The following is a 25,354-nucleotide window of genomic DNA, read 5'->3' as shown; positions in this document are numbered from 1 at the left end:
TTGCGTCGCGCGTTCGGTTAACCGCCGCGCGTGGGTTCGCTTCGCGCACATAGCATGATGCGATGAATCAACGTCAGCACATCGTCGTAGGGGTGAACGGCGACGCGCTTGACACTTTGCCTGAAACCGTCGTCGCAGTGCAACGTCGCATACGCTTGACCGTTGTCGACATTGACATCAAATCGCGCAAATGGAACAGCTTTCTCCGTCGAGCAGACTAAGACGAACACGGTCATAGATTCATCCGAGAGCGTGGGCACGGCGTATTTCTCGATGCTGATTTCAAGTAGCTTCGCAACTTCATCAAGTGTTTCCAATCGCGGCCTATCGAACACCTGGACGCCGCCTTCCAAGCTACAGAGGCGCTTCGAAGCATCAGTGTCGTCGAGCACTTTGCCGTCAGATATGTCGACTATGATGGTCGGGAATGGTCCCATCTCGTCATCGACATCGGAAGTCTGTGAGTTATCGTCGACCGGACGTCCAACGGAGTCAACTCGCATATCTAACGGACTATTCATCAAGATTGCGTCCCTTGTGATGGGGATGGCGCTCAGCTCGCGCTCAGTTTTTTGAGGCGCTCAAAGGCACACATGGCGACAGAGACAACGTCCTGCTCCTCGCACAAAATCGGCTCATTCATCTCTGACGAAACTGCCGGCCACACAGCCAGTATTCGCCACGTGTGGTCATCGCGATGAACGCAAACAGCGCCTTCCAACGCACCGTCCGACGTTCCTTCAAAGTGCATCTCGACAAAGGCGGTGAAAAGACTCGAGCTTGGATATGGCGCATAGGGGTACTGGTAACCAAATTCGCTCAAGGTTGCTCGAGCACGCGACCATAAAGGCCTGCGGGGGTCAATATCCGCTGCCGCGGTGTAGACCGGCTCTGCTTGCGGAAGCGAAGCGTGGCAACCCTGAAAGATTTTGACGAATGTTCTTGTGGACTCCTGCACCCGCACCGCCGCAGACTGACGAACCCTTCTATAGTCCTTCTCGTCGTCTAGCATCTCAATCGGACGACGGCCACCGAGGTGGCCCCACGCTGACAGCAGGAAGTCCAGCTTGCAAGTGTCTGAAATAGGCTGAAGCAGCCGACAGATTGACTGCAAGCGCTCGGCATTGACTCGTGGGTTCGCAAAAATGCTCGGGTAGTACGACGCTCCGTCGATGATGACGGCAAAGATGCGGCCTTGCCCTACGAGTATGTCCAACTGCTCGGGGGTGATGTCGAGAAGATGGAGAAGCGATTCACGCGAAATCAACCGACCGTCTTCAAGCATCTCTCGCCGGTTACGCAAAATTTCGCCATCGAGCCGTTCTTGACCTAACGTTCCACCATTGGACGCAAAGTCGTCGACATATACGTAGTCTAGATTGGCGTTGTACGCCGCAAGCAGCACGACCGGTCCATTCACCGTTCTGACGTATTCCTTATCGAAGCCCATGCTTTGACCGAAGGAGCTCGGTGCGTAGAGCGATTGCGAGAGCCCGTCGTCACGAAAATGGATTTCGCACCTCCATTCATCCTGCTGCTCAACGCGGCGCAGTTCGTCAGCGCCGGAGATGTCTGCTGGGCCAGAGAGCAGCAACACCTCCGCGTCGGGGTCGAGTTCGCTCAACTTTGAAATCAGCGCAGACACTTTCATCGAGGCTCCTTTGCTTTAGCGTCAGCCATGCTGCCGGAGGTCGGACGTGTCGACGACGCAGGCGAACTCGAAGTTCGGATTCTCCAATTTCACACCGCTTATTCTCGACAACTTCCGTCGGCCTCTGGCTTAGTCGGTCAACAGGGACGTCGCGATGGGCCTCTCCGACCCCTCAAGCACATCGACAAGATACGAGCCGTACGCCGCGTTCCCGGCGACATTTAGGATGCGCGCTTGACCGATGGTCTTTCGACCGTCCTCACGCCCCAGCGGCAATAGTTCGACTGTTACCAGAAGCATGGAGTGCTCCATATTCACGGGAAAAAGCACTGCACGCTCATCGCTTACCTTCCGAACCCATTCGTCTTCTGCGGCAGCCTCGTAGCAGAGATGCCCGCGCGAAGCGCATGAAAGGCGGTCAGCGCGCGACGTCTTCGCAGCTCAGGCAATACGAGCGGAAAGCGGTCACGGCTGCCTCGAATTTGCCTTGAGGGTACGCAACTGTTTCCAGCCAGGCGTGCTCTTCGTGCCTTATGGTCGACGGGTCGCCGTGTCGGTAACATCCGCGTATGCCGAAACCCGGTTTCGCACCCGCCAATTGCTCCAAACATAGTCCGCATCGGAGCTTTGACCAGGTGGCCCATCAAGGCGATAAACCCGACCTGAGATAGTGATGCCGACTCGCCGCTCAAAGTCAAACGTCACAATGGCGCTACTGACTCTTCCGGAACTGTGGTCAACTCTGTTGCCAACAAAATGTCGTTGCCCACGCTCCGTCTCCATGATTCGCCACTCAACGAGAGTTATCTCCGGCTCAATCGAGACCGGCATGCATCGCCAGTAGGCCATCTTCCCCCTCCATTAGAGGTCGAGCTTGCGAGACTGCTGCTGAATGACCGCTCGCTTCCATTCGTTCAGAAAGCAGGCAGGGTCGTGCAACGCTTCCCTTAAGTCGTCCTGCGTGGGACGAATACCGCGCCCCTTAAAATTGCTCAAAACCTCATGGACTTTCGATTCGAACGCCGCTCTTCGAAGGGCGGCAGACGCGGCGACGTACCTTGCATGGCGTTGGGAGACCTGCGAACACAAATCGGGACTACGACGCCACACCGTCGCTGCTTCCATGCGCAAGTCGACGGCAACCGCCTGAACGGACTTGGAGCCGTCCCCGCTCAACGCGGTTCGTAAGGCGTTTTCGATAGACTCCTGAGTGAAAACTCGCCTCGGTCGAGCTCTACGCAACTCAAACGTATGCGTCGAGGCAGAAATGTCTGTCGACTCAAACGCGTTGGTCACAAAAATCTCGCGCATAGACGCGCCGGTTACCGCCGCAGCACGCATGAAGAACGCGAGCGGCGCGGGAAACTCGCCCTTAATGTATCCATGTACCTGGCCAGGCAGTTCGCCAACAGCGCGCGCCATATCTGTGGCGCTTCCTCGAAAGAAGACGTCGCGCAGCGCTTGGACTACAAGGTTTGACGGCAGAAGATGGGCCCCTGGTGGCAACATCGCGGGAAGTGAAATCAGTTCCTCGCACTTCTCGGCCACAAAGACGTCGAAGTCGGTCACGTCCTGCGCAACGTCTCCAGGCGGCTGCCCCATCCAGGAACCGCAGTACCTACAACACCCAACGCGGGCATTGGCAACAAAGGGGTATTGGCCACCCTTTGCGCACTTCGGACACACGTCCACGAGGGGACGCCGGTGCCAGCCACAATGCTTCATTTCGTCCAGCCTCCAGACGAGTGGTTCGAAGACAGCGTGGCGGCCTCGCTCCGCCATCTCATCGAGGCACTGCGGGCACCACCGTCGCGACAACGTCACGATACGTCGTGCCGCGATAACGCCGGTGAAAGGCAGCAAGGTACAGCGAGCAGCGTTCTCGATAGACGCTATCGATTCGAGAGCTTGAGACCAATCGTTCGCTGTCTTTGTGATGCCATCAATGACCATCGCAGGGGGAATCTTTACCTGCGTGACCCGAGTGCTCTCAGGGAACAGAAGTGGATACAGCAGGCCGCGGTAGAACTCGATGAACCGGACAGCCATGTGCTCCGCGTACCTGACAGCGAAACTCGACAGGCTCTCGACCCTTCCTGTCCCTATCTCAGACGGCGATATTCTGAACATTGAAACCCTCGTAGTGGAGACGTTCAGCTTGATAGCAACGTGCGTGACCTCGCTTTCGTGCCGTGTTTTCTCGTTCCTCCGGAAAAAATGTACTCCAAAGTATGTATGGTGCAAACAAGCGTTTACCATAGTTTGCAGTACATATTCGTTGCCTCTATCGTTGCGCGTCTTCCGATTTCGCTCAGAACTTTGATGAGGTTCGAATAACGAAGTCGGGCTGAGCAATTTCAAACGGAGCCACCATGCGGTTTCAGATAGCATCTGACTTGCACTTTGAGTGCATGAAGGATGACAAGAGGCTGTTTGGACCTCTCGTTTCAGTGCCATCCGATGCGTTGATTCTTGCCGGCGACATTGACCGAATCGACCGGGTACGCGAACGCTTTCTCGCCTGGCCTACTCGAGTCCTGTATGTGCGCGGCAACCACGACTCGTTTTTTACCGGGTACGAGCCTGAGATTGGGCGGTTGGCGAACGCATCCTCGGACGAACAGTTCAGCTTTCTGAACAAGAGCTGTTGGACACACAACGGGGTGCGAGTCATCGGATGCTGCCTATGGACGGATTTTGCGCTCCTGGGGCGACGCGACGACGCGATGCTGCTGGCGCAGTCTGGAGCCGCGGATTACCGATGTATCCGGCGCATGGATGGTAGGCCTCTCACTCCAGAAGACACTCGGTTTGAACATGAACTGACGGTCCAGTGGCTGAGCAAGCAACTCAGGACACCGTTCGATGGGAAAACAGTGGTGGTCACGCATCATGCTCCCCACGCGAGGTCACTCGACCGTCGATTCGGGCGCCAACGGTATGACTCAGGGTTCGCGAGCGACCTATCGGCTTTGACGAAATTGGTACATCTCTGGGTTCATGGGCACGTCCATCACAGCTGCGATTACAAGCTCAAACGCTGCCGCGTTGTTTGCAATCCAGCAGGTGTAGAGCGGAGGCCAAACCCCGATTTCAACCCAACATTTGTCGTCGAAGTATGAGCCGTCTCAGCGTTGTAAAAATTGCAAACTATCTGAGTTCACACTCTCTCGAGTCGCCCGGTCAGCCTGCGTTCAACATGTGCGGCCTGCACGTCGACTTCTAACAAAAGGACTTCGAACGGAGCCGGGGACCGCGAGGTTGGCGGCGACGAGAACGACCAACCCAGCGCGGAGCCGGATTGGCATGTCCCCTCGAAACGCTGAAATTTGCCGGAAACGCTTACGCTCGATATCTCAAAATAAGTTGCGCAAAAGCTCCAAATTCGACGGCATTTGCAAAATTTTAGGTCGAGCTCAAACTTTTAAAAAAAGGGACAGAAGTACCTTCGACGCCAAAACAAGGGTTGAGCGGGCCTCGGCAAAAGTCTCAGAGGTAAATCTGAAGTCTCTTAAGGTCTCGTCGACACAGTTGGCAGAGTTGGCAAAGGCAATCGCATCTATATTTTGTCGATACAGTGGGTATAGTTGGATATAGCAACTGTATCTGCCGTTCTAGCTGGCTCGCGCGACGGTCATCCACTCGGCTGAGCGACATTGCAACTTTCGCTTCGGTCGCCGAGCGAGGCGCGACAGGGCGCGAATTCGGCCTAAGAATCCCGGGTTAGATGGTCACATGCCACACTGCCACTAGCTCTCAGTTCGATGGTCTTATATATGACTGACGTTGGTTGAATGTTGTAATTTTTACAGGATGCACGTTGACATTTTGCCCCGAACCGATAAGGATAGGGACACGCAAACACTTTGCCTTGGACCAGCTGCGGAGCGTACAGATGTCGAAAGACGACCAATACATGATTGGCGCAAAGAACATCCTTCGGGGTGTAATGGTGACCAAAGGTGTTAGCTTCATTCGGCTCTCCGAACTACTCAGTGCCGACGGCGTCGACGAGGCGCCAAGGTCGATTGCCGCGAAGGTCAATCGCGGCAAGTTCACCTTCGCCTATTTTCTGAGATGTATGTCCGTGCTAGGAATGGACGGTGGTTTCTTTCTCATCCCAACGGCGGAAGAGATGCTGGCAATGGAGGGAACTGGCCTAACTACCAGGCCAGAGGAGCGGTTGAGAAAGCTCGAAACCTCCAAGAAGTCTTCTGGACATAAGCCAGCAAAATCAACGAAGACAATCGACACCGACGTGGAAGACGAGGCGGACGCAGCGTGAGCACTGCTCACTTCACGGCGAAATACGCGTCATTGGTAGTGCGGTAAGACCGAATGAAGCGGATTCGAACGAGGATGCTCTTCGCTCCCGGAGTCTGTGAAGCGCCCTCCGTTGTACCAGCATCCGGATGGCTAGGAGCGAAGGGCCTTCTCTCCAAGGTCTTAGTCGGACATTGGTTTGCTCGTATGCCATTGCAATCGTCGACGAGGTGACAGTTTCGGGGTTCGCGTTCCTCACGAGGCGGGACTGCTCCCTGAGTCAGCGACGCCACGCTTTTGAATGGCGCGCCTCGCGACACCAAATTTGGAATCGCTGAGTGGGACTTCGAGACTTTGCCACTTGGCAGTTCAATTTCGACGGTTCAGCAATACTCCCCGGATGTACTGCCTGCAGAAGCTGCGCACTTGAATGTCTCGACGATGTTCGATAGATGCGAGGCGGCGCAGGGCGGCCTCATGTGCCCGATGCCGCTAGGGCTCAAACTCGCGGCCGTCAACAGGGACCGTCGTTGGTGTCTCCCGTCCTCGTATCGATTCCCCAAACGTACCTCGGGCCTACACTGCACAGTTCGCGAATGGCCGTATCGGTCTTGTATTTTCGAGCAGAGTCAGCCGCGAGAGACACCTACTCCACGACCCATTCATCGTCTCGTCGTCACTCCTGTCACGAACCTCACGAGGAAGACCCAAATGCGCAAGTTCGGCGTTCCATCCATCGTCAAAACGAAACGCCCGACCTTCCGTAGCAAATGCCTTCCGCGCACCCCAGAACCCGATAGCGAGCAAACCGCTTGAACGAGACCTCTTGGACATTCGTCACGAGCGAGAGAGTAGTAGTCACGGCGCGAGCTCGTTCGAGGGACACCGTTCGATACACCGTTCGATGCACCTGACGCACTCTAAGTACCTGAGGACGCGCATGGCGACCGCGCCTCCGTGTTCCTGACGACCTAGACACGGGACCGCGGAGAGGTTGGAAGTCTGCCCACGCGACCGGGCCAATCGGTATCCTGATTCGGCGTTCGCCTTGCTAGAGCATTGCGGTTCGCCGAGGTGTGACAGCCACCTCACTCAATCGTCGAAATTTATTATTATCTTTTTGCAGCAATAGATTTTTTTGATTCATCCAACCCCTCAACATTAGAGGTTTTATTCTAATACTTGTAATATTTACTTTCCACAGTGCAATGCTGCTCGTCCACGAACTGGTTCTTCGACCTCCGATGCAAGCTCCGGAAATCCCGGACAAGCTCTGTCCATGAGGCTAAGCGACGGCCTCCACGGCTTCTATGAAGAGTTCACCCATGACGTCACCAACTTGTAGATTCTTCTCAAGGAGGATTTGACGCGCGGCCACCAAAGCCTTTTCTTGTAACGGAGAAGGAGCTCGTCCTTTGCCTGTCAAACCCAACGACTCGAGGGTTGCTGCATAGAGCTTGCGATGTTCGAGACATAGATGGGCACCTAAAATTTCTGCCAGCCGTCGGTTTGTCGGAAACTCGTGGCCAAGGACCAGCGTCGAGATGGCGTTAAACATCAGCTTGCTGTTGCGTTCCGCCCTTCTGTTCGACTTCGCCCTTCGTGACGCCAAATACCTGTCGACAATCCGTTGAGCGAGTTCCGGAAAGTGTTTACGGAGACTCCGCGTATTACGTTTAGTGAGATTGACCCGCAAAAACGGACGCCTATCCTTTTGAAGAGGAGGTGCCGAAATGGGCAAGCATCGTACGCCGTACCCGGCGGAATTCCGGGCGCAAATGGTTGAGCTGGTGAAGGCCGGGCGCACGCCGGAGGAACTGGAAAAGGAGTTCGAGCCGACCGCGCAGACGATCTATAACTGGGTGGCGCAGGCCGGGCGTGACGCGGGCACGCGCCACGACGGGCTGACCACGGCCGAGCGGCAGGAGCTTTCGCGGCTGCGTCGTGAGAATCGGCAACTGAAGATGGAAAGAGACATCCTCTCTCACGCAGCGGCCTGGTTTGCCCGGGAGACGGGAGCCGTATCGCCGAAGGATACGGATTCATGAGAGCGAACCGGGTCCGCTGGCCCATTGCCACGATGGCACGGCTGCTCAGGGTCTCCACGAGCGGCTATTACGGGTGGCTGGCAAGAGAGCCATCGGCGCACGCATGCAGTGACGCGCAGCTGCTGGCGCGCATCCGCACCCTACATGCGAGCTCGCGCGGCACATACGGTGCGCCCCGTATTCATGCGCAGCTCGCGCGCGAGGGCGTGCATGTCGCACGCAAGCGCGTAGCGCGCCTGATGCGCCTGGCGGGGCTGCGCGGTGCAAGCCGGCGGCGCTGGCCCCACACCACGCGGCAACGCGCGGGGGCCCGCCGTGCCCCCGACCTGGTGCGTCGGCACTTTAGCGCCGATGCTTGCGATGTACTGTGGGTGGCAGATGCCACATACCTGCCCACCGGTGAAGGGTTCCTGTATCTGGCGGTGGTGCTCGATGTGTTTAGCCGACGCGTCGTCGGCTGGGCAATGTCAAACCATCTGTACACCGAACTGATGCTGCGGGCATTGGACATGGCGTTGAGCCAACGGCGTCATGAAGGTGTGATCCTGCACTCCGACCAGGGGTCCCAGTACACGTCCATTGCCTTCGGGCGGCGTTGCCGCGAGGCGGGCGTGCAACCATCGATGGGTACCGCAGGCGATGCCTATGACAATGCGATGTGTGAGTCGTTCTTCGGCACGCTCGAAGCAGAACTGCTGATGCGTGAACACTTCGCGACCCACGAGCAGGCCCGCACACGTATCTTCTGGTTCCTCGAAGGATGGTACAACGTGCGCCGCCTGCACAGCAGCATCGGTTACTGTTCGCCGCTGGAATTCGAAAACCTGCATTCGAAAAATGAAATGTCATCGCCGCGCGGGTTGCCCACCGCCGGGCAGCGTCGTGGTCGAGACAGGCGACCCGCTACCCGGCCATGGACAACCCGCGACTCAACGCTTAACGGAGGATCAATACCGTACTAAACCCAACTGCAAATCTGGCCGCTGAAGCGGGTCAACCTCATAGCCTCTCCGAAACCTCCGTGAGAGAAGGTGTTCTTCTGCCTCGAAGAAGACGGCGCAACTCCGCTTCGACCGCATCGAAATCCATGGCTGAACGCCTCGTATTTTCCCCGTCTGGGGCCGGCCTCTCTACTGGTTCTGTAAGTAGATTCCTGCTGAATCGCCGGCCGGACAACGAACCGAATACTAGATGTTTGACCGGGACACCTGTAACCACCGATAACGTCGCTACTGTATCAATCAGAGGCTTGGTGCGACGGCTAAGCTGCACTGAAAGAGTGTTCTTCGGCATTCCTATCGCTCTGGCCATTTCCGCGAAATTTCCGTCGAAGCAGTGCTTAGCCGCGTATTTCAATATCTCCGTGCCGTCCACGCTTGCGATTCTTCGGTCGTCGAGAAGACTCACCATGTCGCGGAGGGCTTCGCTAGTGGCGAGTTGATATCGACTCGATTCGGTGACCGTATCGGCCTGAAAGGCATCACTTCCCATCCATACACCGCATTTGCCACAGCAGCCGACACGTGACGCGGGCCTGGCAATCGCTATATCTTCGGTTCCACAGGATGCACACGTCTCAGTTTGCCGCACGTAGTGCCTAGTGCAGATTTCGTATTCGGTGAGGGTCCAAATCAATGGGTCATAGCAAGGGCGCCCCTTGTCAATCATCTCTCTGACGCACTCAACGCACCTTGCTCCTCTGTGCCGCAAAACGCCCTCAAGTCGCATTACGTTCGCCAATGGAAGAAACGTGAACCGCGCGAGGTCCGTTCGGCCGGTCAGCTTTTCCAGTACAGACACCCAATTACTCGCCGTCTGACCGGCACCAGCGACAAATCCCAGTATGCCGAATCCCGCGAGCGGCTTGCGATTATTTTCAGGCCATCCCGATGCGGGCCATATCACTTCCCTAATCATGTCACCCAGCAAGACACTGTGGTACTCCGCGGTGCGCTGTGCTACGCTGAATAGACTCTCTCGTCCCCAAGGAGCGTTGTCGATTGCCTCAATCGCATGAAGCCTCATCTGTTGTCCTCTCACTAAATTTCCGGTTTTGCACGCCATGGTCAAACGACAATCACCCACCTACTGCTGGACACGGCGTGACGCTGCATTACTAATTTATATCGAAAAAGTCACGCCGTGTCCGACCAACAGGTTATGACAGGGTTTCCTCCTCAACCGTGTCCGTGGAATATTCATTCAAGCGAACATTCTCGGGCTTCGTCGGATGCAGACCGCGCGTACCAGACTGCTCCGTCTTGCGCTCCCTCTGCGTATTCCTGCCCGCGTTACCCTCGCCCGAGTTCGGCTTGTTGGTTTTAGGCTCGTCTTTGACCACCTTCCCACGCGTCACCACCGGCAAAATCAAGCCAGTGCCGAGTTCTCCAGCAGCAGCTTCCATCCCCCAATACTGCCGGCGCAAGCTCTCATGCTTGATACCTGCCCACAACGCCTGCTCCCGGTCCACTTGGTTGCCAATCTCCTCCATCCGCTTGTCAACTGCCGCATCGAGACCCTCCCATTTCAACGGCGCCTCACCGGCAAGCAGCGCGCTGTGTACAGCGAAGACGGTGATGTCGAGCGCAATACCGAAAGTCCCACGGACTTTGCGCATCACGGTCTTCGCGTTGTCACCATCCAAAGTCCCGCGTTCGATGAAATCCTCCCCCAACTTCGTCTCAATCTCCCTCAATGCTTTGTTGAATTCCTTGACATCATTCTTTTCACTAAAACCATAGGAATCCAGAGAAACTAGCCTGATTCGTGCCGCGAGTTGCCCCGATTCCCAAAGCATCGGGCCAATTTCCGGGCCGCTTCCTAGGACAACGTTAGAACCTCCAATATCTGCCATCTGCTTGAACATATTCACCGTCTCCCTCAAGGTCGTAACTTTCAGTGACTGAGGAAGCTCCCCCGCCTCATCGAAAAAAACGGCTAGATGCCCCGCTTTGATTCGATTCATCAGCGCCTGCCACAAGGCCGCATGAGTCGGAGGTCTTTTTGCCTGAGGCATGGTTCGCCGAGGCAATGCTCCTTCCCTGACGTCCGGATACGCGACCTTGTGCTCTAAGAGCGGCTCCTCTAGGGCGTATAGCGTTCTTCGATATGTCTCACCTTGGTCAAACCGCGCTCGTACGGGCGAAGGAAGCCGACAATACGTCGAACCCCAAACCGGCAAGCCCCTCTTCTGCGCGTCAGCGACCAACATCTGGTCCATCGCTTTCAATAGCCGAGTCTTGCCGGCGTTGGTAGGCCCGCAGAGCACAATCAGCTGCCCCGGCTTTCCGACCTGCATGATTTCGTCCAGCTCGCTGAACGCTGTTCTCATGTTCCGATGAACGATGAGCGTATCCCACAAGACTTTCCTCAACCGCTCCATCTTCTCAACCGGAACAGACTTCCGCTTCTCCAACAGCTTTTCAATCTCCAAATTTGGACTCCTACTCGATTACGGGATGAAAAACGGAGTTGATACGAGAATGTGTTCATGGAAATCTCCGATTGAGTGTTTGAGTACAGGAGGGAGCGTTATAGCTACGCTTTAGATAATCGCACGCTCTTCGACACCTCTTCCGCAAGCCGGCTGCGAATCGGCACGACCCGTGACGCCGAACGCGGGCGTTTGGAAGATTCCGTCGCTTCTTCTGAGTCTTGGTGTTCGCACCTTTGTCCCGCCGTGGTCTGCCTTTCGCTAGCGTGTGCATGCGCCGATGATAAATGAGTGTGCAAAGTGCTCAAGGCCATCGATGCGCTGTTGGATTGCAGTCCTTCGATGAACATCTCAAACCAGTCAGGCCGCACCCGTCCTTCTTCAAGCAACTCGGGACTGACGTATCCATCAAGCGCAAGATTGAATCGTTCGAGCCAACCATCGAAAACCGACTGGATAGTCTCCACCGAAAATCTATGACTTGCAGACAGTCTGCGCCCGATATTCACCAGGTCATTCATAGCCGCGCGGAGCTCCTGCAACGGTGCGCACCATGCGACGCTCGCCATCTGCGGCAGGCTAGAAGCCACGGTAACCAACGCACCGCATAGCGCCGACCGGTCGGTCATCAGCATCGAGGGCGCCTTTTTACGGTACGCCAATCGGTGAACGCATGTGTACACACCAGCCGAACCGTTGCGAACGAAGTTGAGCGCAAGACACTTACAGTCCGAGCGCCAAACCGTGACTAACCGATAAGTCGGGTGTGTCGATACCAGCCCATCAAGCGCCGAGACAAACCAGTTCTCCTGTCGAGCTAACCCAACAGGCGGCCTTACTTCTTCAAAGTGTTCCAAATCCATTCGTGACTCCCGTTAGTGTTGGCACTGGAATGACAAGAATTCCCATACCTTATTTCGCAGACCTATATATCTGCCGTCGCATTGTCGACATCGGTAAAGCCAACAGAGCGCCGCCTCATTCTTCGAGACTCTTCTCCTCAGCAACAGACCTACATCAGACTAGACGACGTTTGGGATAATTCAAGCAATTTCTTGACAAATATCTATGTTTGCATATCTTTCAACGACACAAACGAAGACTTCGCTTTTCGAGATTTCAACCCTCGCTCGAGCCAAGGAAGCATAGGTGAACAAAATAAAAAAGCAAGCTTTTCTTGACTAATGACAATCTTTATGTATTCTTCAGCGCCACATATGAAGCTAATGAGGGTAAGCGCTGTGGGCGTTAGCGAGTAAGAGTATCACTTCTCTAGGGTGAAAGCTTCCCGCCAATTCGCTCAACGCCGGGGAACCCTCAGATGGAGATGAATGTAGGCCAGGTCCCCCCTTTGATGAATTGAACAGCGCGTGACGGGCCGCAAATCGGGAAACCGCAGTCGTCGCCTCGTTGGCGTAGGCGGCCGAGAGAGTCTAGTTGCTCGCGACCATGGCAGTTCAACTTGGAGAAGTTTATGAAGTCAGAGGACGAAGAAGGTCAGCCCACGGTACAGACCGCGCCAAGAGCAATGGGCACTTCCATCTTCGGACCATTCAAGCGAGCAAAGCGGACCGACCGTCGACGACGACGTCCACGCGTAAGAAGGAAGTGGACCTCGGAAATGCCGTACAACATTCAGGTGGTGAGCCCGTCGGATGCTTTCAGAAGAGTGTTGGCGCCGGGCCCGAATCGACCAGCCACCCTGCTCTTCTGGCCCGTCGGGGGCACCAAAAATCCGGGAGGAATAGGGTCAGTAATCACGAGGCATCGATGCAGCATTACGTTGCACGCAGTCCAGTGAGCGGCACAGAGGCAAACGCGCGACGAAATCAGAAATTCGAGTTCGATTTGAGGCGGATTGCCTCAACGCTGATTTCGCATAATCGGCTGTCCGAGTACAGCCTGGATAAGCAAATGAAGGAGGCTAAGATGCTTAGTTATACGAATCTCGGAAACGCCGTTTTTCATCGACGTGGGACGTACATCTTGTTCATTTCATTGTGGGGTACTCGATGGTTGCAAGTAGATTGGGACGATTGAAGGAGGAGGAACTCCAGATTCTGCTGGCTCGATGCAGCGTAACGCCGCTAGGGCAGGCATTAGTTCGCAGCATTCGCGAGGGTGACCCGGCGACTGCACCGCGAGCAGACCGTGAGCGTGGTAACACGACGGGCTTGTACCCCAGCCGGACCATGCGAATGGGCGTGCAGATTGCGAGCGTCGTGCCGGACCTCGCTCTTTTTACGGAGTTGGACAGCAAGGCGCAACATCCGGATTTGCTCGAGTACTGGCCGCGGCCTACAACCATTCGAAACGTCACTGTTTTGAAGGCTGACGGCACACGGTCAACAAAGACAAGTCGAACGCCGAAAGTTTTATGCCTGTACAAAGACCGCATCGTTTTTCGCGATGTGGTCGATGACGGGAAGCTTCTGGAATCGGAGGCTAAAGGGCATAGCCTGTACAGGCAGTTGCCTGATGGACAATGGATTTCACCGGCGGTCGCAGAGGCCTTGGCCCCTTTCGGAATCGGCTATGAAGTGTGGCCTTGCAGTCACTTTGGGAAACATTACACTGCGAACATCTCTTACCTATCCGGCGTGTTCAAGCCCGGCGCGGAGTTGCCAGACCCCGCAACGGTAAAGCAGCTCGTGTCCCGAGTGATGAAAGAAGGCGTCGTCTATCGCCGCGTTTTAGTGGCGGAGGGAGTAGACCCTGACCTCATCAAGTTTTGCATCGCACATCAGTTGGTTTTTTTCCCGCTTGCAGATGAGGACCTGACAAGCGTGGAATCGTGTCGACTCTATGCCGATGATGCAGCTTATCTTCATTACCGCGATAGTCGATTAGCAGATGGGGCCGGCGCCCCTCTTTCAATTCATACCATTCTTCCTCGAACTGGGCAAAAGTTCAATTGGGATGGTCAGGAGTGGCACGTCATCAACGCGGGAACGAAGTTCAGCATTGCCAGCGAAGGTGGAGTGTTCCAGGAGCTAGACCTCGTTCACGTACATCGGCTTTGCGACGCGCAAACGTGGAAGTACGTCACCGAGCCGGAGCCGACCGCGGTCAATCTCTCGCCAAAACGCATCGCAGAGGCGGCAGAGAAACTTGAAATCCTCGGGATGCCACCTGGTCAGCAAAGGTGGAGGACGGGCCCCAAACGCGGGCAAGATGTTTCCCCTGCAACACTCGCTCGTTGGAAGGCGGTCGTAGCAAAAGCAGATGCCGCTGGCACATCTCGCCTTCTTGCACTGGCGAACGCGTACGACAACTGCGGAGGAGGCACGGCTCACGATTCAGCAGAAGTGGCTATCTGGCGCGAAAGTCTCGACGAAGACTACAAGGCAAGTCACCGCCCGCATTACGCGTCTTGTTACGGCCAATATCTGTCTAGATGCCGCGCGGCCAATGTTCTTCCTGTTAGCGAATCGACAGCTCGTAAGCGACTGGCTCAAGAAGAGAAGTCTGTCATCGTCGAGGCCCGCTCCGGAAAATTTGCGGCATATAAGTATGGCAGCTTCGTGCCAAAGGACAAGGTCAATCGGCTAGTTAAAGGCCGCATTCCGTGGGAAGTAGCTCACGTGGACCACGCTCGGATTGAGGTCGCTGTTCGGTCATGCATTACCGGCGAGCCCTTAAACCGCGAAATGTGGCGGACCGTCCTTCGCGATGCAAAGACTTTTCGAGTTTTGGCATGTGTCGTGTTCTTCGGGGCCCCGTCCTATGTCGCACTTTATCGGCTGATTCTTGACTGCTCACGACGATGGGGTCGATTACCGCAATACATCATCAGTGACCGCGGCTTGGACTTCCTTGCGTGGCAATTCGAAGCCGTGCTTGCCGACCTTGGAGTCTGCAAATTGAGCCGTCCAGCGAAGACCCCGCGTGCAGGGCAGGTAGCTGAGTCAGGCAACAGAAAGGACGACAATTTGGTAATCAGTAACCTTCCGGGTAACCGACTGAATATCGAGGAGTATCGGGCCCTGAGCAAAGGGTTTCGTCCCGAGGATAACGAAGTTCTCTCTCTCGGCACTATTCGCTTACTCTTGGAACGAATCTATTTCGAAGTCGAACCGAAGCACGCCACATCACGAACGAACGGAGAAACTCTCGAAAACTACGAAGCGCGACTGCTGAACGAGGCGGGCACCTCTCATATTCCACGGGTGCCTTACACCAACCACCTTCGGCTCCTGTGCATGCCAAAGGTTCAAGGGCGCAGTGGTAATCGTATCGTGACCGTGGAGGGTGGCGTGGAATGTCAGACGCTCACCTACTTCTCGCCGGCTCTTCTCAAACCCGGCATGGCTGGAAGGTCCGTTGAGGTGCGATATGACCCTGACAACGTGGCCCATGTTTTCGTTTGGCTGCGTCGCGAAGGCGGGTGGGTCGAATGCTTCTGTAACGAATATGAGGTGTTGAGTCAATTCACGCCCGTGGAACTGGATGAGTACACGGCATACCTCACTGAACGAGGAGTTGTTAATAAAGTTCTCAGGCGGCGAAACCGTGCTGAGGATTATGCAAATGCGCTTCAAGAAGCGAAGTTTTCCGGCGTTTTGAAACAGATACACGAGGTCGCCCGTGAAAATGCACACGGCCTTCCCGGATTTACCATCATCAACGGAGAACCTGCAGTGTACGTAGGGGGGGAGCAAGAGTGGTGGGAAATGAAGGATGCAGAGGACGACGTTCAAGACGTCGACAACATTGCCAATGAATTGGATGACGAAGATGAAGTAGTGTATGTTATCGACTAAGCATGACTAATCAATATTCATACTTTGGAAAGGGTCAACGGGACGGAGGACGTGCTGGCCCTTCTCTGACTGCTTCTTACCGAGCGTTCTCGAGTCTATGCAATCGATTCACAACCTTACCAACTCGACACCGAGGTCATTGAATGTTCACGCTCGAAGACGATGAGTTTGAATGCTACTCCTGTGGCACCGTCTTTAAAGGGATTGTTCTTGGCGTCACAGTCCAATGGGAGAGAGTCTATTACATGCGGGACACCCGCATGGTCGCAGCAAAGAACAGTTTCCGATGGGAGTGCTACTGCTCAACTAAATGCCGGGAAGCTCGTCTCAAGCAGGCTATGAGAGCACTGGAGGTACCGATTCCTGCCGTACCCCCTGGCCTTGGGCCGATTGAAGTTTGCGCGAGATGCAGAGGTCCGGTCGACATGACTCAATTTCACAGGGCATACGTGGAGGACGAAGTGGAAACAGACGGGGTCAACTCGAACCCAATCGACGTCAATTATCTTGCAGTGGTATGTAAAGCGTGCGACCCGTGGAATGACGACAAGGTTCAGAAATGGCCGGAAGTCACGCCGATGGAAGAGGTCCCGCCCAAGTCGAATCCATTTGTCACCCCAGAGGGTGCCTTTACGCCTACGTCGTACCTCGATTTTCGTATTCGCGCGATGCGACTTCGGCGCGCGGTCGGCAATGGGTTGCTCTCTCGCACGCGAGCGTACCAGCTCTTTTCTCAAATTTGCGGCTACCAGTCCTTTCAACAGCTTCGACGAGTTCTCGTGTCGGGCAATGTTCCAGAGCCGGTCTGGGATTCGCAATTGAGCGATATTCAGTTGGCGATGCGTAGGCAAGCCCAAATCGCTGTTTTGGTCAGTACTTTGCCCACGAGCGAGGCGGAAGCAGCGAACCTCATCGACATCGGTGGGTTCAGCAGCCGGCCGCAGCAGAGGTTTCGGCCGAAACGCCGACCGTTGCACGACCTTCCCGGCACGGAGAGGATTGTTCTAGGGCGAGGCTCATCCGTTTCGACCGCACTGATGCCTCCAGCGGCTGAGGCTCATAGTGCAGGCGCGTGGTCCAGCATACGCTCTCCGACTGCCAGCAGCTTTGCCGAGGGATGGTGCGGTGGCAATGGCGTGACAGTCGCGTATCGAAAGCGCAGAAAGGTACAGCTACGTGCTCAGCTGCAAGGCGACTCCGTGTCAGTCGGTGGGAGGCGGCGTCTCGAATCTACTTTGCGGCTTAAACGGAGGTTCGCAACCATTGGAATGGTACTCGATGTCGACGAAACCGAAGTCATGACATAAGGAAAATGGTGGCCGCATAAAGTGCGGCCATCTTCTTTTTAGCACGCGAACGCAAATATCTTTGCTGAGTGCGGTCAAGGGCGTTGGCAGGATTTTAAGTGCTCGGTCGCTCCGCCGACCGTCATACGACAACACTCGAGGTCTGGCGGATGAGGCAGCCCGGCTGCATATCCGTCAGCATCAGTTCCCAACTCACCACAGTAAAAAGGGGCACATGGATGCCTGCACGTTCGCCTGCGAGTGGATGGATTGGCCTGGTGTCGCTCGCTCATCGCAAAAAGACCAGAAGATTCCTTATGTGGGGCAGTTTCGAGGACGCGAGGTTGCAGGCGTTCGCTTAACTACTCTGCCGATAGGTCGAGCGGGGGTGGTTTCGGCCCCGCCGATAAGACGCTCCTTGCCAGAATTCGCCGAAAACGAGGCCTTGTTGGGCTTGAATTAGCGCGTGGTCAGCCATGTACAACGCTCAAACTTACTTCGAGTAAGTGCAACCAATCAAACTTCCAGGACATAGGAAAGCCGGAAATCGTCGATTTCGGCAAATTTTCCATGTGCAACCAATCAAACTCTGCAGCTTCTCAAACTCAAATTAGGCCGTTGTCAGCACAAAGGGCGCGCGCGCGGCGATGAGGATGCCGTGCGCGCGCCATGAGCGCCTACCTCTTCTCGCTGTCGAGGTGCGCCATCTGCACGGCCTCGTAGCGATCGCCCGCCGCCGCGTCCTTCGGCACCGCAGCTTCGATCGCGGCGAGTTCGTCCTTCGTGAACTTCACGTCGAGCGCGCCGAGCGATTCCGTCAAACGATCGCGACGGCGCGCGCCGATGACGGGCACGATGTCATCGCCCTGCGCGAGCACCCATGCAATCGCGATCTGCGCGACGCTCACGCGCTTCGCATCGGCGATCCTGCGCAATGCATCGACGAGCGCGAGATTGCGTTCCACATTGCCTTGCTGAAAGCGCGGACTGTTCGCGCGCCAGTCGCCCGATTGCGCGGCGTCCCTGCTCCAGTGTCCGCTGATGAGTCCGCGCGACAGCACGCCATACGCCGTGATGCCGATACCGAGTTCGCGGCACGCGGGCAGAATCGCATCTTCGATGCCGCGCGAAATCAGCGAATACTCGATCTGCACATCGCATACGGGATGCACCGCCGCGGCCTTGCGGATCGTCGCCGCGCCGACCTCCGACAGCCCGACATGACGCACATAGCCCGCCTCGATCATGTCGGCGATGGCGCCCACGGTGTCTTCTATCGGCACGTTCGCGTCGAGCCGCGCGGGGCGATAGATGTCGATATGCTCGACGCCCAGCCGCTGCAACGTGTAAGCGAGCGCGTTCTTCACGGCAACGGGACGCCCGTCGAACGCGATGAAATTGCCCGCCGGATCGCGCATGCCGCCGAACTTCACGCTGAGAATCGCCGCATCGCGGCGCGACGGCGGCGCACTTCTCAACGCCTCGCCGATCAGCATCTCGTTGTGGCCCATGCCGTAGAAGTCGCCGGTATCGAGCAGCGTGACGCCCGCTTCGAGCGCGGCGTGAATCGTCGCGATGCTCTCGGCGCGATCCGACGGCCCATACATGCCCGACATGCCCATGCATCCGAGCCCGATCACCGACGATTGCGGTCCGGTCTTTCCGAGTCTGCGTTGTTCCATGTTCGTTCTCTCCTGAAGGACGTGCGCCGCGAATCCCGGCGATGGAGAGGATTATGTGAGCAAAGTACGCGTGCGATAATCCGCCTCAATGCGAATGGGCTGTGCGCCGAGGCGAACAATGAGCGAACCGGACCTGTCGGATCTCCACGCGTTTCTGGCTGTCGCGCGCACGCGCGGCTTCAGGCAGGCGGCGCTGTTGCGCGGCGTGTCGGCGTCATCGTTGAGCGAGGCGGTGCGCAGGCTCGAAACGCGTCTGGGCGTGCGCCTGCTGAATCGCACGACGCGCAGCGTCACGCCGACGGAAGCCGGCGAAAGACTGATCGAGCGCCTCGCGCCCGCGTTCGCGGAGATCGCGGGCGCGCTCGATGCCGTCAACGGCTTTCGCGACAGCCCGACCGGCACGCTGCGCCTGAACGTGCCGACCATCGTGTCGCGCGAAGTGCTGCCGCCGATCATCGCGCGCTTTCTCGCGGCGCATCCGGGCATCACGCTGGAATTGAGCGCGAGCGATAACTTCATCGACGTGCTCGCCGCCGGTTTCGATGCGGGCATCCGCTACGACGAGCGCATCGAGCGCGACATGATCGCGGTTCCGATCGGGCCGCGCACGCAGCGCTTCGTCGCGGCTGCCGCGCCATCCTATCTCGCGATGCACGGCGAGCCGAAGCATCCGCGCGAGCTCGTGAATCACGCGTGCATCGGGCATCGCTTCGAAAGCGGCGTGCTGGCGGTATGGGAATTCATGCGCGGCAAGGACGTGATACGCATCGTGCCGCAAGGGCCGCTCGTGACGTCGTCGATCGAGACGAGCCGCGCGTGCGCCGTCGCCGGACTGGGTCTCGTCTATACATTCGATGAGTTCGTGCGCGAGGCCATCGACAACGGCGCGCTCGTGCCGGTGCTCAAGCCGTGGTGGCAAAGCTTCACCGGCCCCAGGCTCTACTATCCGAGCCGCGCGCATATGCCCGGGCCGTTGCGCGCGTTCATCGATTTCATTCGCGCCGGAAACGACGCAGAGCATTGACCGCTGCTCATTGCTGCACGCCCCAGCGGCGCACCGTGACGCGCTCGACGGTATCGAACACGAGATGCTCGACCGCCAGCCCGATCACGATGACCGCAGCCAGCCCCGCGAACACGCGGTCCGTGTAAAGCTCGTTGCGATTCTGGAAGATGTACCAGCCGAGGCCGCCCTTGCCCGAGCTCGCGCCGAACACGAGCTCCGCCGCGATCAGCGTGCGCCACGCGAACGCCCAGCCCACACGCAGGCCCGCGAGTATCGACGGCAGCGCGGCGGGCACGAGAATCAGCATCACATGACGCATGCCGTTCAGGCCGTAGTTGCGGCCCGTCATGCGCAGGGTCGCGGGCACCGCCTGAAAACCGGCATACGTGTTGAGCGCAAGCGGCCACAACACCGAATGCACGAGCACGAACAAGAGGCTGCCGGTGCCGAGGCCGAACCACAGCAGCGCAAGCGGCAGAAGCGCGATGGACGGCAGCGGATTGAACATCGCAGTGAGCATCGAGAGAATGTCGCGGCCGATGCGCGTCGATACCGCGAGCGATGTCAGCACGAACGCGAGCGCCGCGCCGAGCGCATAGCCGCGCAGCAGCACCGACATCGATATGCCGATCTTCTCGATCAGCTCGCCCGACGCGATGCCCTGCGCAAACGCGACGAAGGTCGCGGTGAAGGTCGGCAGCAGAAGATCGTTATCGACGGCGCGGGCGGCGATTTCCCACAACGCGATCAGCACGAAGGCGATGATCGTCTTGCGCAGCCACGAGCGATCCGCGAGCCGCTTCGAAAGCGGCAGCGGCGCGTCATGTTCGATACCGGCGGGCGCCGCGGGCGTGACTTCATATTCGGGCCGCACCGGCGGCACGATCAGATGCGGCGTGCTCAAAGCGCGGCCTCCTCTTCAAACAACAATCGATGAATGCGGGCCACGCTCTGCTGAAACTCGCCGCGCCCCAGGCTTTCCTGCGTGTATTGATGACTGTTCAGCTCCGCGCGCACGCGTCCGGGATGCGGTGTCAGCAGCAAGATGCGATTGCCGACGATGAGCGCTTCCTCGATCGAATGCGTGACGAACAACAGCGTGAAGCGCTCGTCGCTCCACAGACGCAGAAGCTCTTCCTGCATGCGGCGTCGCGTGAGCGCATCGAGCGCAGCGAAGGGTTCGTCCATCAGCAGCACGCGCGGCTGCATCGCGAGCGCGCGCGCAATAGCGACGCGCTGCTTCATGCCGCCTGACAGCGTGTGCGGATAGGCATCGGCGAATTTGGCGAGACCGACCTTGTCGAGATAATGCAGCGCGCGCTCGCGTGCTTCGGCGCGGCCGAGCTTGCGCGCGGCGCGCAGCGGAAAGGCCACGTTCTGCGCGACGGTCTTCCACGGCGGCAGCTGATCGAATTCCTGAAACACGACGATGCGATCCGCGCCCGGCCCGCGCACACGCTCGCCGCCGATCTCGATGCTGCCCGCCACGGGCTCGATGAAACCCGCGACGGCCTTGAGCAGGGTCGACTTGCCGCAACCCGAAGGCCCGAGCAGTACGAAGCGGTCGGCGCCGTAGACATCGAAGCTGACATCGTGCGTCGCGCGCACGAGGCGCTCCGGCGTGCGGTATTCGAGCGTGACGTTCTTCGCGCTGAGTAGCTTGCCGCTCGTCGCGACGTGGCTGTCGGCATCGCGCGAATAAAGCGTTTGGGGATTGGCGGCCATGTTCTATGTGCTGAATTGCAAACGCTCACGATACCGGCGCGCGGCGCGCGGGCGAACCAATCAATGCGCATATCCAATTCGCGCTCGCCGATAAGCGCCGTCCCCGATTCAGCGATTCAGCTGCCGTCCTTCGTCGCCGGATCGCTGAAGAAGTAGTCCTGCCACGACTTCGGCTCGTTTTTGATGACGCCGACGCGATGCATGAATTGCGCGAGCGCGAACGTGTTCTGCGGCGCGACCTTGAATTGCACCGACGGGTCCTTGATCACCTTGACGAGCAGATCGCGATCTATCTTCGCGTTGTTCACGCGCAGATAGATATCGGCGGCCTGCTCGGGATGCTGCGTGATATAGCGCGCGGCATCGGCGAGCCCCGCGACGAACGCGCGATACGTCTTCGGATTCTCGCTGCGGAACTTCTCGGTCGCATAGAGCACCGTCGCGGAGCTGGGGCCGCCGAGCACGTCGTATGAATTGAGCACGATATGCGCCTTCGGATTGCCCGCGAGCTCCTGCTGCTGGAACGGCGGATTGCCGAAGTGCGCGTTGATCTCCGTGCCGCCCGCGATGAGCGCCGCGGTCGCATCGGGATGCGGCACCGCTTGCGTGAGCTTGTCGAGGCGGTTGTATTCCTTGTCGCCCCATTGCTTCGCCGCCGCGTATTGCAGGATGCGCGACTGCACCGACACGCCGACCGCCGGCACCGCGATGCGGTCCTTGTCGGTGAAATCGGCGATGGTCTTCACGCGCGGATCGTTCGATACGAGGTAATACGGAAAATTGCCGAGCGACGCGACGCCCTTCACGTTCTGCCGCCCGTGCGTGCGATCCCAGATCGTCAGCAAAGGTCCGACGCCCGCAGCCGCGATATCGACCGAGCCTGACAACAACGCATCGTTGACGCTGGAGCCGCCCGAGAGCTTGGCCCAGTCGACCTTGATATCGAGCCCTTCCTTCTTGCCTTCCTGCTCGATGAACTTCTGATCGCGCGCCACATTGAGCAGCAGATACACGACACCGAATTGCTCGGCGATGCGCAGTGTGCCTTCGGCATGCGCGCTCGCCGATGTAATGCCAAGCGACACCGCGAGCGCGGCGACGAGCGCGCGTGCGGCGCCCTTCCCTGTTCGAGAATGCATCGAAAAACCCCGTGAATTAAGGAATATTGTGCGGTTTAGAAAGGCGCGTCGCCTTCGATGGTCGTGCGATACAGCTTGCGGCGCTGATCGTCGGGCGTGCCCGCCGCGAGATGCATGACCGAGCGGTTGTCCCAGAACACCATGTCGCGCTCGCGCCATTGATGGCGATAGACGAACTCGGGCCGCGTGCTGTGCGCGAACAGTTCCGCGAGCAAGGCGCGGCTCTCGTCTTCGGGCAGGCCGATCACGCGCGTCGTGAAATGCTCGCTGACGAAGAGCGCGCGGCGCTTCGTCTTCGGATGCGTTCGCACGATCGGATGCGTGACGGGCTTGACCTGCGCGATCTGCTCCGCCGAAAGATTGGGCCGCCACGGACTGCGCTTTTGCAGTTCGGCATATTTGGCGAGATACGTATGCTCCGCGACGCGGCCTTCGACCGCATCGCGCAAATGCGCGGGCAACGTGTCCCACGCGAGATGCTGGTTCGCAAACAGCGTGTCGCCGCCAATAGCGGGCAACTCCTGCGCGTGCAGCATCGAGCCGAGGCTCGGCGTCTCTTTGTATGAGAGGTCCGAGTGCCAGAAATGACCCGCGTCGCCGAGGCCGATCGGCTTGCCGTTCTCGACGATGTTCGACACGATCAGCACTTCCGGATGCCCCGCGAGCCCGAACTGATGCAGCACGTGAATCTGCAGCGGGCCGAAGCGTTTGCTGAACGCCACCTGCTCGTCGGGCGTGATGCGCTGATCGCGGAACACGAGCACGTGATGATCGAGATGCGCGCGATGAATGCGCGCGAAATCGGCTTGCGAAAGCGGCTGCGACAGATCGAGGCCGATCACTTCGGCACCGAGCGGCGCGTCGAACTTGCGAATCTCGATGGATTGATCGGCGGCTTCTTCGGTTGAAGCGGGTGCGGGATGGGGAGCGGTCTGAATCGTCACGGTCGAATCGATAGCATCGATAGCTTCGGGGAAGCGATCAATCTAACGCGCGGCGGTTCGGGCAGCAACGAAGCATCTGATCTTTGGTTATGTGCCGAAGCGATAAAGGCGGATCAAAACCGTGAAGCAGACATGACAGCTCATTCGCCCGCGATATCGAACGGCAATTCGACCTGCACCGGCTCGACGAACCCGCTCTCATCGCGCCCGGCGAGCGCGCTCACTCTCACGCCGAGCAGCCTGATGCGCCGGTCGAGCACGATGCGCTTCAGGCATTCCGTCGCGGCGCGGCGAATCTCGACGGGATCGGCCGTCGCAACGGGAATCGTCAGATCGCGCGTCACGGTGCGGAAGTCGTCGAAGCGCAGCTTGATGCCCACCGTGCGCCCGACATAACCCTTGCGCTGCAAATCTTCGGCAACGCGCGTGCACAGCCCCGTGAACTCGGCGGACAAGGTCGCGCGATCCTGCTTCGGATGAAAGTCGCGCTCGAACGTCGTCTCGCGGCTCATCGACTTGGGTGTGGAACTCACGACGACCGGCCGCTCGTCCTGCCCCTGCGCGATGCGCGCGAGCCACGCGGCATAGGTGCCGCCGAAGTGCGTCTGCAGGAGGCCCGGATCGGCGGCGGCGATATCCCCCACCGTCACGATGCCGAGCGCCGCCAGCTTCTCGTTCGCCTTCGGCCCGATGCCATTGACCTTGCGCGCGGCGAGCGGCCAGATGCGCGTGGGCAGGTCTTCCATCGTGAGGATGGTGAGGCCGTCGGGTTTGTCGAGCTCGGAGCCGATCTTCGCGAGCAGCTTGTTCGGCGCGATGCAGATGGAGCACGTGAGCCCGGTCGCATCGCGCACGGCGTCCTTCATCCTCTTGCCGATGTCGGCGGGCTCGCCGGGCAGATCGCTCACATCGATATAAATCTCGTCGATGCCGCGGTTCTCGATCTGCGCCGTGAAGGTCGCGATGGCGGCCTTGAAGAGACGCGAGTAGTGGCGGTACGAATCGAAATCGGTAGGCAGGAGGATCGCGTCGGGCGCGAGCTGTGCGGCCTTCATCATGCCCATCGCGGAGAAGACGCCGAACTTGCGCGCCTCGTAGGTGGAAGTGGTCACGACGCCGCGGCCCGCGTAGTCGCGCAGGCGCCTGAAGCGGCGCGTGCCGTCGGCGAGCATGTCGGGCGTTGCGTCGCGCCCGCCGCCGACCACGACCGGCTGGCCGCGCAGTTCCGGGTAACGCAGCAATTCGACAGACGCGAAGAACGCATCCATGTCGAGATGCGCGATGCGGCGCGGTAGGGATGGCGAAGACGGCGCGTCCATCGGGGCGATCAGAACGCCGCCGCGCGAACGGGCGCGCTCAAGGCGAACTCGACGGGAATGAACGCACCAAACATGCTGAGCCGTGCCGCCAGGCG

The 25,354-nt window shown here is 58.2% G+C and carries 18 protein-coding genes and 1 pseudogene; 6 read left to right on the top strand and 13 right to left on the bottom strand.

All coding sequences use genetic code 11. From position 1 onward, the window contains the following. Positions 1-17: 17 nt before the first annotated feature. The 3 genes from AWB78_RS24165 to AWB78_RS50265 all read right to left on the bottom strand — a co-directional run bounded on the left by AWB78_RS24165 (position 18) and on the right by AWB78_RS50265 (position 3,781). Complete coding sequence (locus AWB78_RS24165) at positions 18-521, bottom strand: hypothetical protein (RefSeq protein WP_198399334.1); 504 nt, start codon at positions 519-521, stop codon at positions 18-20. 32 nt (positions 522-553) lie between these two features. Then, the gene (locus tag AWB78_RS24160; protein ID WP_062608518.1) at positions 554-1,651 is read right to left on the bottom strand and encodes a hypothetical protein; all 1,098 of its coding nucleotides are present in this window, start codon (positions 1,649-1,651) and stop codon (positions 554-556) included. Positions 1,652-2,512: 861 nt separating this feature from the next. Continuing rightward, positions 2,513-3,781, bottom strand: a complete 1,269-nt coding sequence (locus tag AWB78_RS50265) for a TniQ family protein (RefSeq protein ID WP_062608517.1) — start codon at positions 3,779-3,781, stop codon at positions 2,513-2,515. A 242-nt stretch (positions 3,782-4,023) separates the two neighbouring features. Between AWB78_RS50265 and AWB78_RS49790 the strand changes: the two genes are divergently transcribed. Both AWB78_RS49790 and AWB78_RS24145 read left to right on the top strand, forming a co-directional pair. Next, positions 4,024-4,773: a metallophosphoesterase family protein gene (locus tag AWB78_RS49790; RefSeq protein ID WP_062608516.1), complete on the top strand. Its 750-nt coding sequence runs from the start codon at positions 4,024-4,026 to the stop codon at positions 4,771-4,773. A 773-nt stretch (positions 4,774-5,546) separates the two neighbouring features. Continuing rightward, the gene (locus AWB78_RS24145) at positions 5,547-5,936 is read left to right on the top strand and encodes a DUF6471 domain-containing protein (protein WP_157697610.1); all 390 of its coding nucleotides are present in this window, start codon (positions 5,547-5,549) and stop codon (positions 5,934-5,936) included. A 1,263-nt stretch (positions 5,937-7,199) separates the two neighbouring features. Here AWB78_RS24145 and AWB78_RS24140 read toward each other — a convergent pair. Then, the gene (locus tag AWB78_RS24140; protein ID WP_062608514.1) at positions 7,200-7,472 is read right to left on the bottom strand and encodes a hypothetical protein; all 273 of its coding nucleotides are present in this window, start codon (positions 7,470-7,472) and stop codon (positions 7,200-7,202) included. Between the two features lie 175 nt (positions 7,473-7,647). Here AWB78_RS24140 and AWB78_RS24130 point away from each other — a divergent pair. Continuing rightward, positions 7,648-8,792 (top strand): annotated as a pseudogene (locus tag AWB78_RS24130) (IS3 family transposase); the annotation flags it as partial. A gap of 169 nt (positions 8,793-8,961) precedes the next feature. Here AWB78_RS24130 and AWB78_RS49785 read toward each other — a convergent pair. The 3 genes from AWB78_RS49785 to AWB78_RS24115 form a co-directional block, all read right to left on the bottom strand. After that, positions 8,962-9,987 (bottom strand): TniQ family protein, encoded by a 1,026-nt coding sequence (locus AWB78_RS49785; protein ID WP_062608512.1) that lies wholly within the window; start codon positions 9,985-9,987, stop codon positions 8,962-8,964. Between the two features lie 133 nt (positions 9,988-10,120). Next, positions 10,121-11,395 (bottom strand): hypothetical protein, encoded by a 1,275-nt coding sequence (locus AWB78_RS24120; protein WP_062608511.1) that lies wholly within the window; start codon positions 11,393-11,395, stop codon positions 10,121-10,123. Between the two features lie 104 nt (positions 11,396-11,499). Beyond that, the gene (locus AWB78_RS24115) at positions 11,500-12,258 is read right to left on the bottom strand and encodes a hypothetical protein (RefSeq protein ID WP_157697609.1); all 759 of its coding nucleotides are present in this window, start codon (positions 12,256-12,258) and stop codon (positions 11,500-11,502) included. Between the two features lie 1,335 nt (positions 12,259-13,593). Here AWB78_RS24115 and AWB78_RS24105 point away from each other — a divergent pair. Then, a complete protein-coding gene (locus AWB78_RS24105; RefSeq protein WP_157697608.1) occupies positions 13,594-16,158 on the top strand; it encodes a Mu transposase C-terminal domain-containing protein in 2,565 nt (854 codons plus the stop codon). 143 nt (positions 16,159-16,301) lie between these two features. After that, positions 16,302-17,465 carry a hypothetical protein gene (locus AWB78_RS24100; protein ID WP_062608507.1) on the top strand — a complete coding sequence of 388 codons (1,164 nt, stop codon included), beginning with the start codon at positions 16,302-16,304 and terminating at the stop codon, positions 17,463-17,465. 656 nt (positions 17,466-18,121) lie between these two features. Here the strand turns inward: AWB78_RS24100 and AWB78_RS24095 are convergent. Continuing rightward, complete coding sequence (locus tag AWB78_RS24095) at positions 18,122-19,126, bottom strand: aldo/keto reductase (protein ID WP_062608506.1); 1,005 nt, start codon at positions 19,124-19,126, stop codon at positions 18,122-18,124. 118 nt (positions 19,127-19,244) lie between these two features. Here AWB78_RS24095 and AWB78_RS24090 point away from each other — a divergent pair, with 118 nt between their 5' ends. Continuing rightward, positions 19,245-20,150 (top strand): LysR family transcriptional regulator, encoded by a 906-nt coding sequence (locus AWB78_RS24090; protein ID WP_062608505.1) that lies wholly within the window; start codon positions 19,245-19,247, stop codon positions 20,148-20,150. A 7-nt stretch (positions 20,151-20,157) separates the two neighbouring features. Here the strand turns inward: AWB78_RS24090 and AWB78_RS24085 are convergent, their stop codons facing one another. The 5 genes from AWB78_RS24085 to dinB form a co-directional block, all read right to left on the bottom strand. Further along, positions 20,158-21,036 carry an ABC transporter permease gene (locus AWB78_RS24085; protein ID WP_062608504.1) on the bottom strand — a complete coding sequence of 293 codons (879 nt, stop codon included), beginning with the start codon at positions 21,034-21,036 and terminating at the stop codon, positions 20,158-20,160. Continuing rightward, positions 21,033-21,857: an ABC transporter ATP-binding protein gene (locus AWB78_RS24080; protein WP_062608503.1), complete on the bottom strand. Its 825-nt coding sequence runs from the start codon at positions 21,855-21,857 to the stop codon at positions 21,033-21,035. Before AWB78_RS24080 ends, AWB78_RS24085 begins: the two co-directional genes overlap by 4 nt. A gap of 116 nt (positions 21,858-21,973) precedes the next feature. Continuing rightward, positions 21,974-22,996 carry an ABC transporter substrate-binding protein gene (locus AWB78_RS24075; protein ID WP_062608502.1) on the bottom strand — a complete coding sequence of 341 codons (1,023 nt, stop codon included), beginning with the start codon at positions 22,994-22,996 and terminating at the stop codon, positions 21,974-21,976. A gap of 35 nt (positions 22,997-23,031) precedes the next feature. Further along, positions 23,032-23,940: a TauD/TfdA dioxygenase family protein gene (locus tag AWB78_RS24070; RefSeq protein ID WP_374729489.1), complete on the bottom strand. Its 909-nt coding sequence runs from the start codon at positions 23,938-23,940 to the stop codon at positions 23,032-23,034. A 140-nt stretch (positions 23,941-24,080) separates the two neighbouring features. Beyond that, a complete protein-coding gene (gene dinB / locus AWB78_RS24065) occupies positions 24,081-25,259 on the bottom strand; it encodes a DNA polymerase IV (RefSeq protein ID WP_062608501.1) in 1,179 nt (392 codons plus the stop codon). Positions 25,260-25,354: the final 95 nt, after the last annotated feature.

The sequence above is a fragment of the Caballeronia calidae genome (assembly GCF_900044055.2).
GTDB classification, from domain to species: Bacteria; Pseudomonadota; Gammaproteobacteria; order Burkholderiales; family Burkholderiaceae; genus Caballeronia; species Caballeronia calidae.
Note: the sequence above shows the minus strand (reverse complement) of the source record. Positions and strands in the feature narration are given on the sequence as shown.

What these genes read in the sequence shown, in the direction of transcription:
- AWB78_RS24080 (WP_062608503.1), bottom strand. Translation starts at nt 21,857, where the DNA reads ATGGCCGCCAATCCCCAAACGCTTTATTCGCGCGATGCCGACAGCCAC.
- AWB78_RS24115 (WP_157697609.1), bottom strand. Translation starts at nt 12,258, where the DNA reads ATGGATTTGGAACACTTTGAAGAAGTAAGGCCGCCTGTTGGGTTAGCT.
- AWB78_RS24090 (WP_062608505.1), top strand. Translation starts at nt 19,245, where the DNA reads ATGAGCGAACCGGACCTGTCGGATCTCCACGCGTTTCTGGCTGTCGCG.
- AWB78_RS49790 (WP_062608516.1), top strand. Translation starts at nt 4,024, where the DNA reads ATGCGGTTTCAGATAGCATCTGACTTGCACTTTGAGTGCATGAAGGAT.
- AWB78_RS50265 (WP_062608517.1), bottom strand. Translation starts at nt 3,781, where the DNA reads ATGTTCAGAATATCGCCGTCTGAGATAGGGACAGGAAGGGTCGAGAGC.
- AWB78_RS24095 (WP_062608506.1), bottom strand. Translation starts at nt 19,126, where the DNA reads ATGGAACAACGCAGACTCGGAAAGACCGGACCGCAATCGTCGGTGATC.
- AWB78_RS24165 (WP_198399334.1), bottom strand. Translation starts at nt 521, where the DNA reads ATGAATAGTCCGTTAGATATGCGAGTTGACTCCGTTGGACGTCCGGTC.
- dinB (WP_062608501.1), bottom strand. Translation starts at nt 25,259, where the DNA reads ATGGACGCGCCGTCTTCGCCATCCCTACCGCGCCGCATCGCGCATCTC.
- AWB78_RS24160 (WP_062608518.1), bottom strand. Translation starts at nt 1,651, where the DNA reads ATGAAAGTGTCTGCGCTGATTTCAAAGTTGAGCGAACTCGACCCCGAC.
- AWB78_RS24100 (WP_062608507.1), top strand. Translation starts at nt 16,302, where the DNA reads ATGTTCACGCTCGAAGACGATGAGTTTGAATGCTACTCCTGTGGCACC.
- AWB78_RS24140 (WP_062608514.1), bottom strand. Translation starts at nt 7,472, where the DNA reads ATGTTTAACGCCATCTCGACGCTGGTCCTTGGCCACGAGTTTCCGACA.
- AWB78_RS24075 (WP_062608502.1), bottom strand. Translation starts at nt 22,996, where the DNA reads ATGCATTCTCGAACAGGGAAGGGCGCCGCACGCGCGCTCGTCGCCGCG.
- AWB78_RS24105 (WP_157697608.1), top strand. Translation starts at nt 13,594, where the DNA reads ATGGGCGTGCAGATTGCGAGCGTCGTGCCGGACCTCGCTCTTTTTACG.
- AWB78_RS49785 (WP_062608512.1), bottom strand. Translation starts at nt 9,987, where the DNA reads ATGAGGCTTCATGCGATTGAGGCAATCGACAACGCTCCTTGGGGACGA.
- AWB78_RS24145 (WP_157697610.1), top strand. Translation starts at nt 5,547, where the DNA reads ATGTCGAAAGACGACCAATACATGATTGGCGCAAAGAACATCCTTCGG.